Origin of the sequence: Dyella caseinilytica, assembly GCF_016865235.1 — a bacterium.
Classification (GTDB): domain Bacteria; phylum Pseudomonadota; class Gammaproteobacteria; order Xanthomonadales; family Rhodanobacteraceae; genus Dyella_B; species Dyella_B caseinilytica.
Genome location: NZ_CP064030.1, coordinates 3,740,243 through 3,753,986 on the forward strand (window position 1 = coordinate 3,740,243; position 13,744 = coordinate 3,753,986).

The 13,744-nt window shown below is 61.5% G+C and carries 13 protein-coding genes; 8 read left to right on the top strand and 5 right to left on the bottom strand.

What is annotated here, in order from left to right; all coding sequences use genetic code 11:
- Positions 1 to 43: 43 nt before the first annotated feature.
- The 3 genes from mreD to ISN74_RS16580 all read right to left on the bottom strand — a co-directional run bounded on the left by mreD (position 44) and on the right by ISN74_RS16580 (position 2,803).
- Complete coding sequence (mreD, locus tag ISN74_RS16570; protein ID WP_188800265.1) at positions 44 to 532, bottom strand: rod shape-determining protein MreD; 489 nt, start codon at positions 530 to 532, stop codon at positions 44 to 46.
- Positions 529 to 1,536: a rod shape-determining protein MreC gene (mreC, locus tag ISN74_RS16575; protein ID WP_188800266.1), complete on the bottom strand. Its 1,008-nt coding sequence runs from the start codon at positions 1,534 to 1,536 to the stop codon at positions 529 to 531. Before mreC ends, mreD begins: the two co-directional genes overlap by 4 nt.
- 220 nt (positions 1,537 to 1,756) lie before the next feature.
- Positions 1,757 to 2,803: a rod shape-determining protein gene (locus ISN74_RS16580; RefSeq protein ID WP_188800267.1), complete on the bottom strand. Its 1,047-nt coding sequence runs from the start codon at positions 2,801 to 2,803 to the stop codon at positions 1,757 to 1,759.
- Between the two features lie 315 nt (positions 2,804 to 3,118).
- Here ISN74_RS16580 and ISN74_RS16585 point away from each other — a divergent pair, with 315 nt between their 5' ends.
- The 8 genes from ISN74_RS16585 (at position 3,119) to ISN74_RS16620 (ending at position 10,755) form a co-directional block, all read left to right on the top strand.
- Positions 3,119 to 4,054 carry a carbohydrate kinase family protein gene (locus tag ISN74_RS16585; protein WP_188800268.1) on the top strand — a complete coding sequence of 312 codons (936 nt, stop codon included), beginning with the start codon at positions 3,119 to 3,121 and terminating at the stop codon, positions 4,052 to 4,054.
- Positions 4,055 to 4,078: 24 nt separating this feature from the next.
- Positions 4,079 to 4,438 (top strand): DUF1304 domain-containing protein, encoded by a 360-nt coding sequence (locus ISN74_RS16590; protein WP_188800269.1) that lies wholly within the window; start codon positions 4,079 to 4,081, stop codon positions 4,436 to 4,438.
- 28 nt (positions 4,439 to 4,466) lie between these two features.
- Complete coding sequence (locus ISN74_RS16595) at positions 4,467 to 5,138, top strand: M24 family metallopeptidase (RefSeq protein WP_188800270.1); 672 nt, start codon at positions 4,467 to 4,469, stop codon at positions 5,136 to 5,138.
- 112 nt (positions 5,139 to 5,250) lie between these two features.
- Complete coding sequence (fusA, locus tag ISN74_RS16600; RefSeq protein WP_188800271.1) at positions 5,251 to 7,389, top strand: elongation factor G; 2,139 nt, start codon at positions 5,251 to 5,253, stop codon at positions 7,387 to 7,389.
- Between the two features lie 101 nt (positions 7,390 to 7,490).
- Positions 7,491 to 7,748: a type II toxin-antitoxin system prevent-host-death family antitoxin gene (locus tag ISN74_RS16605; RefSeq protein WP_188800272.1), complete on the top strand. Its 258-nt coding sequence runs from the start codon at positions 7,491 to 7,493 to the stop codon at positions 7,746 to 7,748.
- Positions 7,736 to 8,041, top strand: coding sequence for a type II toxin-antitoxin system RelE/ParE family toxin (locus tag ISN74_RS16610; protein WP_188800273.1), 306 nt, complete (start codon positions 7,736 to 7,738; stop codon positions 8,039 to 8,041). Before ISN74_RS16605 ends, ISN74_RS16610 begins: the two co-directional genes overlap by 13 nt.
- Positions 8,042 to 8,119: 78 nt before the next feature.
- A complete protein-coding gene (locus ISN74_RS16615; RefSeq protein ID WP_188800274.1) occupies positions 8,120 to 9,721 on the top strand; it encodes a peptide chain release factor 3 in 1,602 nt (533 codons plus the stop codon).
- 89 nt (positions 9,722 to 9,810) lie between these two features.
- Positions 9,811 to 10,755, top strand: a complete 945-nt coding sequence (locus tag ISN74_RS16620; RefSeq protein WP_188800275.1) for a CPBP family intramembrane glutamic endopeptidase — start codon at positions 9,811 to 9,813, stop codon at positions 10,753 to 10,755.
- Here ISN74_RS16620 and ISN74_RS16625 read toward each other — a convergent pair.
- Positions 10,721 to 11,194: a hotdog fold domain-containing protein gene (locus tag ISN74_RS16625; protein WP_188800276.1), complete on the bottom strand. Its 474-nt coding sequence runs from the start codon at positions 11,192 to 11,194 to the stop codon at positions 10,721 to 10,723. The genes ISN74_RS16620 and ISN74_RS16625 overlap by 35 nt on opposite strands.
- A gap of 71 nt (positions 11,195 to 11,265) precedes the next feature.
- A complete protein-coding gene (locus ISN74_RS16630) occupies positions 11,266 to 13,734 on the bottom strand; it encodes an acyl-CoA dehydrogenase (RefSeq protein WP_188800277.1) in 2,469 nt (822 codons plus the stop codon).
- Positions 13,735 to 13,744 lie beyond the last annotated feature (10 nt).

Genomic DNA, 13,744 nt, shown 5'->3' on the forward strand with positions numbered 1-13,744 from the left:
AACGCCCTCGCCTCGCCTCGCTGCAAGCTGTCGATCGCGCGTGTCATTGCAGCCTCAGGCGCATCCGCAGATCGTCGAGCAGCAGGAACAGGAACGGCCACAGTAAGGCGCTCACGAAGGGCGACGCCCACCACAAGGTCGGTGGTGTCGATTCGCCGGCAAAGGCCCGCACGATCAGCAACAGAAAGCGGTCGTTGAGCAGCAGAGCCAGCACGGCAAGCGTTTGCTGCCACATCGGAAAGAAGCGCAGGCGTGACCGAAAACGCAAGGCGATGAATGCCAGCACGCACAAACGCAGCGCCTGCTCACCGAGCAGCACGCCGTTGAACATGTCCGCGCACACGCCCACCACAAAAGCGAGCCCCAGCGTGACGCGCTGATCACCCGATTCGAGCGCCCAGTACAGCAACACCAGCGCAGGCCAGTACGGCTTGAACGGATCAAGCACGCGCGGCAGCGGGATCAGCATCAAAAGCAACGCCCCAACGAGCGTGCCGACGAACCACCAGAACGAGAGTCGCTGACGGCTCATGTTGCTGGCACTCCTGCCGCAGGTGTCGTTGCCGTCTGCGCCGAGGCAGGCTTGAGCGTCACGCTGTGAGGCACAGCAGCGCTGGTGGCTGGCGCAGGCGGTGGCGGCGCTTCATCTGCCGGTGGACCCGCTGGCGAAGGCGGTGGCGGCGGCCCCGAGGGCTCGGCCAGATCGTGCAGCACCAACACTTCATCGCTGCGATCCAGATCCGCGCTGGGATTGGCTCGCGCTTCCAGGAACATGCCACTGGCTGCCGGCGCCACGCTGACAACTTCACCGGCCGGAAAACCTTCGGGGAAACGTCCGCCGAGACCCGAGGTGAGCAATTTGTCGCCAGGGCGTATATCCGCCGCCATCGGCACGGTCGGCAGGGTGAGCTGCTCGCCAGTGCGTGAACCATAGGCAATGGTGCGCAGACCCGTGCGTTCGACAACCACCGGCAGCGCGTGATCAGGATCGGTGACCAGCATGACTGTGGCCGAATTCGGCAGCACGTCGATGATCTGGCCCATGATGCCGTGCGCATCAATGACCGGCTGGCCGGTCTTGATGCCGTCGCGTGCGCCGAGGTTGATCATCATGCGGTGACGATAAGCGCCCAGGTCGATGCCGATCACACGCGCCAACTGCACATGCAATTCCAGGCTGTGCTGGGTGTCGAGCAATTCCTTCAGACGCTCATTCTGCTGAGCGACGGCTGCCATGCGGTTGAGCTTGGCATTGGCCAGCAGCAGATCCTCGCGCAAGCGCTGATTCTGCTCGGTCAGCAGCCGTCGATCGGCAAACGCGACACTCAATGTACGCATGCCTTCAGCGGGCATGCTGGCCAGCCGGTAAACCGGTTCGACGACGATCGCGGTCGCATAGCGCATGCGCCACAGCCAGCCGTTACGATGATCCAGCACCATCAGCACCATGGCGATGGCGAGGTAGAAGATCAGCCGCAGCGTGCCGGCTGCGGTGCCAGCGAACAGGGGCGAGGATTCTTCGCGCGTCAGCGCCATGCAAACACCTCAACGGTGCCGCAATCCAACGCCCGCTCCCCTTTGGAGAGCAGATTGGGGCGATAGGCAAACCTCGCGGAAGACGTCACTGCGAGTGCCTTTTTAGATGCGCTTCGAATCGACATGGACGCAAGCCTTGGCCCCTCACCCTGCCCTCTCCTCCGTAAACAAGTTTGGTAAACGGGGAGAGGGGATAATGAGTCCTCGCAAACGAGGACAGTTATTCAGGTGCGAAGAAGTCGCTGCCGTGCTGGTCGATCAGCTCCAGCGCCTTGCCGCCACCGCGGGCCACGCAGGTGAGCGGATCGTCCGCCACCTGCACGTGCAGGCCGGTTTCCTCGGACAGCAGGCGATCCAGATCGCGCAACAGTGCGCCACCGCCGGTAAGCACGATGCCGCGCTCGGCCACGTCGGAGCACAGTTCCGGTGGGGTCTGTTCCAGCGCCGCCTTCACAGCCGCGACGATGCCGGCGAGCGGCTCATGCAGGGCTTCCAGGATTTCGTTGGAGTTGATCGTGAACATGCGCGGCACACCCTCAGCCAGGTTACGGCCGGAGATCTCGATCTCCCTGACCTGGCTCTGCGGGAAGGCGCAGCCGATTTCCAGCTTGATGCGCTCGGCAGTCGACTCACCGATCAGGGTGCCGTGGTTACGGCGCACGTAGTTGATGATGGCTTCGTCAAAACGATCGCCGCCCACGCGCACCGACTGCGAGTAGACGATGCCGTTCAGCGAGATCACTGCTACTTCGGACGTACCGCCACCGATATCAAGCACCATGGAGCCGCGCGCTTCGTGAACCGGGATGCCGGCACCGATCGCAGCGGCCATCGGCTCTTCGATCAGGAACACGTCGCGGGCGCCGGCGCCTTCGGCCGATTCCTTGATGGCACGGCGTTCCACCTGGGTGGAACCGCAGGGCACGCAAACCAGCACGCGCGGACTGGGGCGCAGCAGGCGCGAGCGGTGCACCTGGCGGATAAAGTGCTGCAGCATCGCTTCGGTCATGGTGAAGTCGGCGATTACGCCGTCCTTCATCGGACGCACGGTGGCGATATTGCCTGGCGTACGGCCCAGCATGCGCTTGGCGTCACCGCCTACGGCTGCAACCGTGCGGGGGCCGCCCGGTCCACGATCCTGGCGAATCGCTACGACGGAAGGTTCGTTCAGGACGATCCCCTGGCCCCGCACATAAATAAGCGTATTGGCCGTGCCAAGGTCGATGGAAACATCGTTCGAAAACATCCCGCGAAACTTCTTGAACATGGGTCCGCCGCGTGTTGACTCTGGCTAAAAAGTAAGCGCGCCAGTCTAGTAAGCAAACCCCTTGTCCGCAAGGATATTTTCGTTAAAAAAGGGCTGGAAAAGGGCAAAAGGGAGCACAGAATGCGGCGATTGTGTGAACAACTGCTCCTTACTCGCCACCCTGCTTGTCGCCGCCTTGAGAGGAGCGAGCAGGCCACCGCTACCACGCCCAAGCACCCGCAGCAGGTTCCCCGTTTCCCACTCTCACGCTACGATAATGTGTTTGCCGCCATGCGGCTGCATCACATTAGCTAACTTTCGGGGATCGCCACGTCCATGTCTGCCGTCATCTGCGGATCGTTTGCCTACGACACCATCATGGTGTTCCAGGACCAGTTCAAGAAGCACATCATTCCCGATCAGGTGCATATCCTGAACGTGTCGTTCCTGGTGCCGCAGATGCGCCGCGAATTCGGCGGCTGCGCCGGCAACATCGCCTACAACCTGAAGCTGCTGGGCGGCGATCCGCTGCCAGTGGCGGCGGTTGGCCAGGACTTCGCCCCCTATCGCGAACACCTGGAAAAGTACGGCATCCGTATGGACGGCATCCGCGTGTTCGACGACCAGTTCACGCCGCAGTGCTTTATCACCACCGACCTGGATAATAACCAGATCACGGCCTTCCATCCGGGCGCCATGTCCAGCGCGCACGCCAATCATGTGCGCAACATCCCCGACATCAGCTTCGGCATCGTCGCGCCGGATGGCCGCGAAGCGATGCTGCAGCACGTGGATGAATTTGCCGCGCGCGGTGTGCCGTTCGTGTTCGATCCCGGCCAGGCGATGCCGTTGTTCAACGGCGATGAATTCCGCGCCATGATCGAAAAAGCCACCTACGTGATCGTCAATGACTACGAATCCCAACTGCTGCAGCAGCGTACCGGCTGGAGCGCGGCAGATATTGCTTCGCGCGTGAAGGCCTACATCGTGACGCTTGGCCCGCGCGGTTCGCTGATCCACGCCGACGGCACCACACATGAGATTCCGCCGGCGCGCGAGCGCCAGGTGATCGACCCCACCGGCTGCGGCGACGCTTATCGCGCCGGACTGATCTTCGGCATCATGAAGGGTCTGGATTGGGCGACCATCGGCCGCATGGCTTCGCTGATGGGCGCACTGAAGGTGGAACACCCCGGTACGCAGAACCAGCACTTTACCTACGATCAGTTCGCCGCGCAGTTCAAGGAACAGTTCGGCTACGCGCTGGCCTGATCAGGCCGGACGCCGGAGAGCAGCATGTCGATTCTTGCCAGCATCGTGGTCGCAATCATCGCGTTGATGCACGTATGGTTCCTGATCCTGGAAATGTTCCTGTGGGACAAGCCCACGGGCCGGCGCGCTTTCGGCCTGACCGCTGAATTCGCCGAGCAGAGCAAGGTACTGGCCGCCAATCAGGGGCTCTACAACGGCTTTCTGGCCGCCGGCCTCTTGTGGGGTCTGCTGCTGGGTGGTGTCGAAGGCATGCATGTGAAGCTGTTTTTCCTGGCTTGCGTGCTCGTCGCCGGTCTCTATGGCGGCTTCACCGCCACGCGCAAGGTGCTGTGGATCCAGGGTCTGCCCGCAGCGATCGGCCTTGCGCTGGTGTTGTTGAGCTGATTTTGGCGATAAGAAGGATGACGGCCCCATGACGCATCACGATCGCGAAGCTGTCGGCCCCGCCTACGATCCGCTGCGCATGCAGCACGCGCGGCGTCAGAGCTGGGCAGCGCTACAAGGCATCCGCGAACGCATGCGGCCCGGCATCAGCGAAGACGAGGCCAGGGCCGAGGCCGGGCAGGTTTTTGCGGCCTTGGGGATGGATCGGCTGTGGCACCCGGTGATCATCCGCATCGGACCGAACACGACCAAGACCTACCGGGAGCCGTCCACGTCAGGCGTCCGGCTGGGCGAGAACGACATCTACTTCATCGACCTGGGCCTGGTATTCGACGGCCACGAGGGCGATGTGGGCGATACCTTCACGGTCGGCGAGGCGCCCAGGCAGCAAGCCTGTGCCCAGGCGGCACGCGATCTGTTCCAGGACGTGGCCGGCGTCTGGCGCAATCGCGGCCTGAACGGCCCTAGCCTGTATAATTATGCCCATGAGCGTGCCGAGACCATGGGATGGCGCTTCAACCACGCCATTAAGGGGCATCGCGTCAGCGATTTCCCGCACGCCGTACACAAGGGTGGCGACCTGGGTGATTTCGAGCACAAGCCTGCCGAAGGCCTGTGGATCCTCGAAATCCAGATCAGCCATCCAACCGAGCCCTTCGGTGCTTTCTACGAGGATCTGCTGACCCACGCAGCATCCTGATCGCGCCGAACCGGACCGGACACGCTGGATACACATTGAAAAAGTACGCTGCGGACAGGATGTCGCGTCCGCTCTCCACCGACTAACGAACTCTACTCACGGAACCAAGACAGTGGCCCGCCAAAAACCCCTCAACCTGTACCGCAACATCGGCATCATTGCCCACATCGACGCCGGCAAGACCACCACGACCGAGCGCATTCTTTACTACACGGGCAAGAAGCATCAGATCGTTGACGTGCACGACACCAAGGATGGTAAGGGTTCGACCACCACCGACTACCTCGAGCAGGAACGCAAGCGCGGCATCACCATTCAGTCCGCAGCTGTGTCCACCGAGTGGAAGGGTCACCAGATCAACGTGATCGACACCCCAGGGCACGTGGACTTCACCATCGAAGTGAACCGCAGCCTGCGCGTGCTCGACGGCGCCGTGGTGGTGTTCGACGGCGTGGCCGGCGTGGAACCGCAGACCGAGACCAACTGGCGCCTGGCTGACCAGTACAACGTGCCGCGTATGTGCTACGTCAACAAGATGGACCGCATCGGCGCGAACTTCAAACACGCCGTGGACGGCATCAAGAATCGCCTGGGCGCCAATATCGTGCTTTGCCAGATCCCGCTGGGCAGCCACGACGATTTCGTCGGCATGGCCGACCTGATCGCCGGCGTGGGCTACATCTGGGAAGGCAGCGACAAGGACAGTAAGTGGGAGACGATCCCGCTCGACCAGATCGCCAATCACCCCAAGGTGCAGGCTTTCACCACCGCTGCCGACAAGGAATGGGTGAGCAAGCTCGCCGACCTGCGCGCGGAAAGCATCGAAGCCGCAGTGGAAATGGACGACGACGCCATGCATGCCTACCTCGAAGGCAACGAGCCGTCGCTGGAAACGCTGAAGCAGTGCATCCGCAAGGGCTGCGTCGCTGGCAAGCTCGTGCCGGTGTTCTGCGGTTCCTCCTACCGCAACAAGGGCGTGCAGCAGATGCTCGACGGCGTGATCGATTACATGCCGTACCCGGGTGAGAACGGCGGCATCTCGATGGTGGACGAAGATGGCAACATCATCGGCGAACAGGCCGTGACCGACGAAGCGCCGGTTCGCGCGCTGGCGTTCAAGGTCATCAACGATCCGTTCGGTACGCTGACCTTCACGCGCATTTACTCGGGCGTGATCAAGAAAGGCGACACCCTGCAGAACGTCACGCGTGGCAAGAAAGAGCGCATCGGCCGCATCGTGGAAGTCCAGGCCAACGCCACCCGCGAAATCGACGAAGTGCGCGCCGGCGACATCTGCGCCTTTGTCTCGCTGAAGGAAACCGAGACCGGTGACTCGCTGTGCGATCCGGCCCACCCCGTGTTGCTGGAGCGCATGCGCTTCCCCGACCCGGTGATCAGCGTGTCGGTTGAGCCCAAGACCCGCGGCGACGTCGACAAGATGTCCACCGCGCTCTACAAGATGGTCAAGGCCGATCCGTCGCTGCGCATGGAAGTCGACCAGGAAACCGGCCAGACCGTGCTCAAGGGCATGGGTGAGTTGCACCTGGAAATCACCATCGACCGTATGCGCACCGAGCTGGGCGTGGACGCGAACATGGGCAAGCCCAAGGTCAGCTTCCGTGAGGCGTTCGGCGGTACCGTCGAGCACACCTACACCCACAAGAAGCAGACCGGCGGTACGGGTCAGTTCGCCGAAGTGAAGATCATCTTCGAGCCGGGTGAACCGGGTAGCGGCGTGGTGTTCTCCGACGAAGTCGTCGGCGGTCGCGTGCCGCGCGAGTACATCCCGGCTGTGGAGCAGGCCATCACCAAGGAGTCGCGCCAGGGTCAAGTCGCTGGCTACCAGGTGCTGGACTTCAAGGCACGCCTGATTGACGGCAAATTCCACGACGTCGACTCCTCGGCGCTCGCCTTCGAAATTGCCACCCGCGCCTGCTTCCGTGAAGCTCAGCGCATGTCCAAGCCGAAGCTGCTCGAGCCGGTGATGAAGCTGGAAGTGGTCACCGAAGCCGACTACCTCGGCGACGTGATCGGCGACATGAACCGTCGTCGCGGCCAGATCACCGAACAGGGCCAGAAGGGTCCGAACGCCTTCGTGCAGGGCTTCGTGCCGCTGGCGGAAATGTTCGGCTACATCAACTTCCTGCGCTCAGCCACCAGCGGCCGCGGCAACTTCACGATGATCTTCGATCATTACGAAGAAGTGCCGGCGAACATGGTCGCCGCGTTGATGGAGAAGGAAGCGAAGTAAGACCTTCGCCTTCTTTGGAAATGCAAAAAGCCCGGGGCCTCAACCCCGGGCTTTTTGCTTACCGTTGCACCCACCCGAAGTGATACTTTAGTATCACTTCCATGCGCACCGAATTAGTCACCACGCTCAAACGCCAAGCCACCGAGCTGCTTGCGGAATTGGAACGCGATCGCGAACCGATCCTCATCACGCAGCACGGTCTGCCGACTGCCTACTTGGTGGATGTCGATTCGTTCGAGGCGATGCAGCAACGTGTACGGCTGCTGGAAGGCATTGCGCGCGGTGAACGTGCTGTGGACGAAGAACGTACGCTTACGCACGATCAGGCAAGGACTCGCTTGAAACGATGGCTGAAATAATCTGGACCGAGCCAGCGCTCAGCGAACTGGATGAAATTGCCGATTACATAGCGCTGGACAACCCTCAAGCAGCTCGTGATCTCGTCCACCGCGTTTTCCAGCACGTGGAGCAACTTGCCGAGCATCCTGAAAGCGGCTCAAGGCCATCGGAGTTGAAAAAATCACGCTATCGGCAAATCGTCGAGCCGCCTTGCCGGATCTTTTATCGCTTCGACGGCAAGGCCCTGATCATTCTGTACGTCATGCGGAGCGAGCGCTCCTTGCGGCGAAGCCGCCTGGCCGACAGAGGCTGACCCTGGATCCCTACCCAAGACAGCCGCTTTCGCCACCTCGGGTTATCATAGGCGGTTAACGCCATTTGCCAGCCCACTATGTCCAGCCACCTCCAAGAAACCCACCGCCGCCGCACCTTCGCCATCGTCAGCCACCCTGACGCGGGCAAGACCACGCTGACGGAAAAGCTGCTGCTGTTCGGTGGCGCGATCCAGATGGCCGGCTCGGTGAAAGGCCGCAAGGCAGCGCGGCATGCCACCTCGGACTGGATGGCGCTGGAAAAGGAGCGCGGTATTTCGGTGACCTCGTCGGTGATGCAGTTCCCGTACGAGGACAAGATCGTCAACCTGCTCGACACGCCGGGCCACGCGGACTTTTCCGAAGACACCTATCGCGTGCTGACCGCGGTGGACTCGGCGCTGATGGTGATCGACTGCGCCAAGGGCGTGGAGGAACGCACCATCAAGTTGATGGAAGTGTGCCGCCTGCGCGATACGCCGATCATGACCTTCATCAACAAGCTCGACCGCGAAGGCCGTTCGCCGGTCGAATTGCTGGACGAAGTGGAATCGGTGCTGGGCATCGCCTGCGCGCCGCTGACCTGGCCGATCGGCATGGGCAAGCGCCTGAAGGGTGTGTACCACATGCTGTTGGACGAAGTGCATATCTTCGAACCGGGCAAGAATTTCACACGGCAAGATTCAACTATCTTCAAGGGCCTGGATGCGCCTGGACTGGAAGAAGCGATTGGCACGGAAGCACTGAACGAACTGCGCGAAGAACTGGAACTGGTGCAAGGCGCATCGCATCCGTTCGAGCTCGATAAATATCTTGCCGGCAAACTTACGCCGGTGTTTTTCGGTTCGGCGGTGAACAACTTCGGCGTGCAGCTGCTGCTGGATTTCTTCGTCGAACACGCGCCTGCGCCCCGTTCGCGCAACACGCTGGGCCGCGAAGTAAAACCGGAAGAGGAAAAGCTCACCGGCTTCGTGTTCAAGATCCAGGCCAACATGGATCCCGCCCATCGCGATCGCGTCGCTTTCATGCGCGTGTGTTCGGGCACCTACACGGCCGGCATGAAGATGCTGCAGACGCGTACCAACAAAGAAGTACGTATCGCCAATGCGCTGACCTTCATGGCCAGCGATCGTGAAATCGTGGAAAGCGCCTATCCCGGCGATGTGATCGGCCTGCACAACCACGGCACCATCAGCATCGGCGACACCTTCACCGAAGGCGAAGCCATCAGCTTCACCGGCATTCCCAACTTCGCACCGGAACTGTTCCGCCGCGCCCGCCTGCGTGATCCGCTGAAAATGAAAGCGCTACAGAAAGGACTGGCCCAGCTCTCCGAGGAAGGCGCCACGCAGTTCTTCCGTCCGCTGATGAGCAACGATCTGATCCTCGGTGCGGTGGGTGTACTGCAGTTCGATGTCGTGGCTTATCGCCTCAAAGACGAGTACGGCGTTGACGCCACCTTCGAACCGGTTGGTGTGGTGACAGCGCGCTGGATACATTGCGACGATGCCAAGAAGCTGGAGGAATTTCGCGAGAAAAACGCGATGAACCTCGGCATCGATGCAGCGGGCGAACTGGTCTACCTCGCCCCTACCCGCGTGAACCTTCAGCTGGCGCAGGAGCGCTCGCCAGCCGTGCGTTTCTCGGCCACTCGCGAGCACGCAGCATCGGTGGAGATGTAGCCGATTTACCCCCTATGGCGTCAGTCACGATGACGGCCGCATGACATCTCGCTAGGCTGGCTCCATCGACTTAGGTGGAGCCTGTTCGCATGACCGACACGTCGCTCGCCTTCATCACGCCCTCAGGCGCGCCCGCATGGAAGCGCTGGCTGGTGTACTCGCCGCTGGCGCGCATCCTGATTTTCGCCATCACGTACTGGCTTTTGACCTGGGTTATCGGCCATTTTGTCCACGGCGTCGTGCTGCGCGGCGCGGCCAAGACACCCTGGAACGATGCATCAGGCTATCTCTCCATCTATGTGGTGCCGGCGTTCCTGGTCTACTTGGCGCTGGTGAAGTGGATCGAACGGCGCCGCATGATCGAGTTTGCGCCACAGGATTGGCCTCGTGCGTGGGTGGGCGTCATCGCCGGAGTGCTGCTTTTCACCGTCACAGCCGGTGCGCTATGGCTGTTTGGCAGTTACCACGTGACCGGTACCCATCCGCATGTCGCTTGGCTGCTGGCCCTGCTGACGCTTGGAATAGGCCCAGGTCTGTGCGAGGAGATCGTGTTCCGCGGCGTGCTGTTTCGTATCGTCGAGGAAGGCCTGGGTACGTGGGGCGCGTTGCTGATTTCGGCGATCTTCTTTGGCGGCGCGCACATGCTCAATCCCGATGCCACGGTATGGACTTGTACTGCCATCACCATCGAGGCCGGTTTGCTGATCGGCATGCTTTATCACGTGACGCGTTCACTGTGGCTGTGCATGGGCCTGCATGCGGCGTGGAATTTCACCGAAGGCACCGTATATGGCATTCCCGTTTCCGGCATCGATACCGACGGCTGGCTGATCTCTCATCGCACCGGACCCGAATGGCTCAGCGGCGGCGCGTTCGGTGCCGAAGCGTCGGTCGTATTGGTGGGAATCTGCTCGATCTGCACGCTGGCATTGATCGCCGTCGCGCTGCGCCGTGGTTCGATCGTTGCGCCCAGCTGGCGCAGGAAAAAACCTGAGGCCGTCAGTGCCGACTACGCGGTGAAAGCCACATCGTGATCCGCGCCCGGAAAACCTCGGTGCCGGCAGGATCGCTGACGTGGACCACCACCGGCCACTCATAACCCTCGGCCGATTCGACCGCTGGGGCATCCGGTGCAGCGACCGCACTCATGGTGCCGACCGCTTTCGCCACATATTCGACCGTCATGCCTTTGGGAATCCAGCGCATGCCAGGCGGAATCGTTACCTCCGCCATCACGCCCGCGCTCAGTTCCGCCAGATTGCACAGCGCGATCGCGTGTACCGTGCCAATATGGTTGTGCACACGCCGGCGGTCACGAATGCGCACTTCACAGCGCCCTGGTTCCAGCGTGACAAAGCGCGGAGCGATCGTCGCGAAGTAAGGCGCCCGAAAACAGACAGCGCGCGAAAACAGCCAATGTCCAGCAGGCCAGCGCGTTATACGTTGATACAAGGACAACAATGATCCGCTCATCGCACAAGCCTCCCCGGGACGGCGACATCAAGTCGCCGTCCATACCGTGAACCGTTTGCTTACGCCTGACCTTACGCCGCGTCCGCCAGCTTCTTCGAATCCTTGCGCGTCACCGCTGCGCGCAGTTCGGAGGGATCGAAATCGTCCACCGAAATAAATTCGAAGACGCCCTCACGCACACGCTTCAACAGAGCCGCTTCGCTGGCATCGAGTACACCCGCCTTCACCGCCTCGTCCAACTGACTGAGATAGTCATGCGACGTGAACTGGCCAGCCTTGAGTGCCTTGCCGAACTTGCGCTCAACAGGCTCGGCGGCGATCACATCCGGCAACAGCTCGTTCATGCGCCCCACCGTGTTGTTCGGCGTCGGCGTGAGGTACGCCCATTCGGTCAGGCGATCACGTGCTTCGCCCGGCGCCGTGATGATGGCGGCGACACGACGACCCAGACGGTCCGAAGGCGGCACTTCGCGGCGGCCGAACGGAAACACCAGCACGTGCAGCAGCCACGCCACCGGACGCACCGGGAAGTTGCGAATCGCACCATCCAACGCCATCTGCGTACGCCACATGCATTCGTGGAAAGCCCAGGCCAGCAACGGACGATCCGCTTCCGGACGGCCCGTGTCCTCGTAGCGCTTCAACATCGCACTGGCGATATACAGATAACTCAGCACATCACCCAGACGCGCGGAAAGCTTTTCCTTGAACTTCAGCTTGCCACCAAGCACGCCCATGAAGGTGTCGGCACACAATGCCAAGGCAGCGGAATAACGGTTGAGCTTGCGGTAATAACGACGTGTATACGCATCGCCCGCCGCATCGCCAATGCGTGCAGCCGTCACACCGAGCACGAAGCTGCGCACTGCGTTGGAAATGCCAAAGCCGATGTGGCCGAACAACGCGCGGTCGAACGTTTTCAGGCGCTCGCTGCAGTCGGGAATCGATAGCGCCTGCATTTCCTTCAGCACGTAAGGATGGCAGCGGATCGCACCCTGACCGAAGATCATCAGGCTGCGCGTCATGATGTTCGCGCCCTCCACTGTGATGGCAATCGGCACACCTTGCCAGGCGCGGCCGGCGTAGTTCTTCGGCCCCAACTGCACACCTTTGCCACCATGGACATCCAGTGCATCACCGGCAATGGCACGCCCCCATTCGGTAGCGTGGTATTTGGCGATCGCCGAAGGCACGGCAGGCTTCTCGCCGCGATCGACCGCCGCTGCCGTAGCGCGCGACAACGCCGCAGTGGCATAGGTAAGACCACCAATGCGCGCCAAGGCTTCTTCCACGCCCTCAAAGCGCGCCACCGCCAGACCGAACTGCTTGCGCATGCGCGCATAAGCGCCGGTTGAAGCGACGGCCATACGCACGCCGCCTGTGGCATTCGACGGCAGCGAGATCGCACGTCCCACCGACAGGCATTCCACCAGCATGCGCCAGCCATGACCGGCCATATGCGGACCACCAATCAAGGTGGACAGCGGCGCGAAGATATCCTTGCCGCGTACCGGACCATTCTGGAACGGGATATTCAGCGGAAAGTGACGACGGCCGATTTCCAGGCCGGGCGTGCTACGCGGTAGCAACGCCAGCGTGATGCCCAGGTCTTCCTTGTCGCCAAGCAGATGTTCGGGGTCGTACAGGCGGAAGGCCAAGCCCACCACTGTCGCGATCGGCGCCAGCGTGATGTAGCGCTTGTCGAAATTGAGCTTCATGCCGATGGTTTCGACGCCGTCGACAACCTGCTTGCACACGATGCCGTAATCAGGAATCGAAGTAGCATCCGAACCCGCGTACGGACCCGTCAGTGCGAAGCAGGGAATCTCCTCGCCAACCGCCAGACGCGGCAGATAAAAGTTCTTCTGCTCATCGCTACCGTAGTGCAGCAACAGTTCGGCCGGGCCTAACGAGTTAGGCACCGCCACTGTGGAAGCGACCGTCGCCGACATAGTGGCCAGCTTCTGCAGCACCGCCGAATGCGCCAGCGCGGAGAAACCGAGGCCGCCGTATTGCTTCGGGATGATCATGCCGAAGAATTTGTTCTTCTTGATGAAATCCCACACTTCCGGCGGCAGATCGGCCAGCTCGTGCGTGATCTCCCAATCGTCGATCATGCCGCACACCTGTTCCACCGGGCCGTCGAGGAACGCTTTTTCTTCCACGCTCAGCTCAGGCTTGGGCTGCTTGATCAGCTCGTGCCAATCAGGCTTGCCGGAAAACAGCTCGCCTTCGAAACCGACCGTGCCGGCTTCGAGTGCCGTCTGTTCGGTATCCGAAAGCTTCGGCGTGACCTTGGCGAACATCTTGAGCAGCGGCGCGCTGATGTTCTTGCGTCGGAAGTCGATCATCAGCAACGGCACTGCGACCAGCAGCTCGATGACCAGCAGGATCACCATGGTCACCGGCGCCGACACCAGCAAGCCGACCACCAGCGTGACTGCAATCGTGGTTATCGCCCATGTGCGCAAGCTGCTGCGGTGGTAAGCGCAGGCACCGGTCGCAAACAGCGCTACCAAGACAGTTAGAAGTACGGACATCTCAACACCT

What these genes read in the sequence shown, in the direction of transcription:
- mreD (WP_188800265.1), bottom strand. Translation starts at nt 532, where the DNA reads ATGAGCCGTCAGCGACTCTCGTTCTGGTGGTTCGTCGGCACGCTCGTT.
- mreC (WP_188800266.1), bottom strand. Translation starts at nt 1,536, where the DNA reads ATGGCGCTGACGCGCGAAGAATCCTCGCCCCTGTTCGCTGGCACCGCA.
- ISN74_RS16580 (WP_188800267.1), bottom strand. Translation starts at nt 2,803, where the DNA reads ATGTTCAAGAAGTTTCGCGGGATGTTTTCGAACGATGTTTCCATCGAC.
- ISN74_RS16585 (WP_188800268.1), top strand. Translation starts at nt 3,119, where the DNA reads ATGTCTGCCGTCATCTGCGGATCGTTTGCCTACGACACCATCATGGTG.
- ISN74_RS16590 (WP_188800269.1), top strand. Translation starts at nt 4,079, where the DNA reads ATGTCGATTCTTGCCAGCATCGTGGTCGCAATCATCGCGTTGATGCAC.
- ISN74_RS16595 (WP_188800270.1), top strand. Translation starts at nt 4,467, where the DNA reads ATGACGCATCACGATCGCGAAGCTGTCGGCCCCGCCTACGATCCGCTG.
- ISN74_RS16605 (WP_188800272.1), top strand. Translation starts at nt 7,491, where the DNA reads ATGCGCACCGAATTAGTCACCACGCTCAAACGCCAAGCCACCGAGCTG.
- ISN74_RS16610 (WP_188800273.1), top strand. Translation starts at nt 7,736, where the DNA reads ATGGCTGAAATAATCTGGACCGAGCCAGCGCTCAGCGAACTGGATGAA.
- ISN74_RS16615 (WP_188800274.1), top strand. Translation starts at nt 8,120, where the DNA reads ATGTCCAGCCACCTCCAAGAAACCCACCGCCGCCGCACCTTCGCCATC.
- ISN74_RS16620 (WP_188800275.1), top strand. Translation starts at nt 9,811, where the DNA reads ATGACCGACACGTCGCTCGCCTTCATCACGCCCTCAGGCGCGCCCGCA.
- ISN74_RS16625 (WP_188800276.1), bottom strand. Translation starts at nt 11,194, where the DNA reads ATGAGCGGATCATTGTTGTCCTTGTATCAACGTATAACGCGCTGGCCT.
- ISN74_RS16630 (WP_188800277.1), bottom strand. Translation starts at nt 13,734, where the DNA reads ATGTCCGTACTTCTAACTGTCTTGGTAGCGCTGTTTGCGACCGGTGCC.